Raw genomic sequence first — 301 nt, 5'->3', positions numbered from 1 at the left:
GGTGGTGACCTGGGTGTTGACCGTGTTGAACAGCGTGCCGACCTGACTGCCGACGGCCCGGGCGGACGCCACGATGGCGGTCGAGATCAGCACGCCGATCAGCGCGTACTCGATGGCGGTGGCGCCGCGGGCGTCCCGGGCGAAGGCGCGCAGGCGTGCAGCGGCCCGCTCGGCCTTCCGCGGGCCGACCGCCCCCGCGGCTCCCGGAACCTTTGCCATCACGCTCACCCCCTCCGCCACGATGGCGTCGCCGCAACCTAGAGGCCGGCGCGTTGACGAGCCTTTAAGACGATCGCGGAAG

The 301-nt window shown here is 72.1% G+C and carries 1 protein-coding gene; it reads right to left on the bottom strand.

Annotation, left to right across the window (positions count from 1 at the left end; genetic code table 11):
- Positions 1-219 (bottom strand): Flp family type IVb pilin (locus ACLBXP_RS25720; RefSeq protein ID WP_447670640.1); only part of this gene is annotated, 219 nt, incomplete at its 3' end.
- Positions 220-301: the final 82 nt, after the last annotated feature.

Source organism: Methylobacterium sp. A54F, assembly GCF_053346035.1.
Note: the sequence above shows the minus strand (reverse complement) of the source record. Positions and strands in the feature narration are given on the sequence as shown.